Origin of the sequence: Belnapia arida, assembly GCF_016773205.1 — a bacterium.
Lineage (GTDB): Bacteria > Pseudomonadota > Alphaproteobacteria > Acetobacterales > Acetobacteraceae > Belnapia > Belnapia arida.
The window spans coordinates 1-1,071 of sequence record NZ_JAETWB010000148.1; the positions used below are offsets into that span (position 1 = coordinate 1).

Annotated in this window: 1 protein-coding gene; it reads left to right on the top strand. The window is 67.4% G+C overall.

Going from position 1 to position 1,071, the window contains the following annotated elements:
- The coding region (locus JMJ56_RS33115) for a Bug family tripartite tricarboxylate transporter substrate binding protein (RefSeq protein WP_202836121.1) at positions 1-895 on the top strand (895 nt) is incomplete at its 5' end.
- Positions 896-1,071 lie beyond the last annotated feature (176 nt).

The window sequence follows — 1,071 nt, forward strand, 5'->3', positions numbered from 1 at the left end:
GTGGCCGGCGCGAACCGTCAGCTACATCGACCCCTTCCCGGTCGGCGGCGCCACCGACCTTCTATCGCGGCTGTTCTGCGCCAAGGCGAGCGAGTTGTCAGGGCAACGCTTCGCTGTCGAGAACTTGCCCGGCAATGCCGGCACACTTGGGCAAGCTGCGATCGCGGCCGCAGAGCCGGACGGCCACACGCTCGGGCTCGGCAGTGTCGCGTCGCTCGCTGTCGCGCCGTCTGCTCATCCGACCTTGCCTTACGACCCGGCGCACGACTTCACCTTCGTGTCCGGCCTGTGGCGGGTGCCCAACGTCTTGATCTGCGACCGCCACCTGCCGGTGCGGAGCGTGCCGGAATTGGTTGCGCTGCTGAAGCGCGAGCCGGGGCGCTACACTTACGCCGCTGACGAGCCCGGCACGACCCCGCATTTGGCGATAGAACTCTTTAAGCGGGTTGCTGGGGTGGAGGTCGGGCCTGTCCCGGATCGCGGCGGCGCGAAGGCCATCCTCGACCTGCTGCGCGGCCGGGTGCAGATCATGATCCACAACCTCCCAACCGCGATCGTGGGCGTGCGCGAGCGCGAGGTACGGGCCCTTGCGGTCACCGGCGCGGAGCGCAGCCCGGCCATGCCAGAGGTGCCGGCCATGGCCGAGTTCTACCCCGAGTTCGACGTGACCTCCTGGGGCAGTCTGGTCGGCCCAGCGGGGCTGCCGCCCCGGGTGGTAGAGCGCCTATCCCGGCTGACGCGGCAAGCACTGGACAGCCCGGACCTCATCGAGACTTTCCACTGGCACGGCGCCACCGCTTGGTGGACGACGCCGGAAGACCTCGCGAACTTCCGCGCGCGGCAAGAGACGTTGTTCGCCGAGTTGGTCCTGGCTTCGGGCGTGGGGGTCCATTGAGCAAATCTGGGTCAAATAGGACAACCATAGCCGGTCACCCTGCTCAGCTCCGGTTGCGGCGAATGGCCCAAGCTAGTCGCCCGAGGAAGCCCAGCTTCTCAATTATGTCCCGTTCGGCTTTGAGCGCCTCCAGCTCCTGGCGAACCGCTGCCGTGTCTTGGGCAACCGAACTCTAG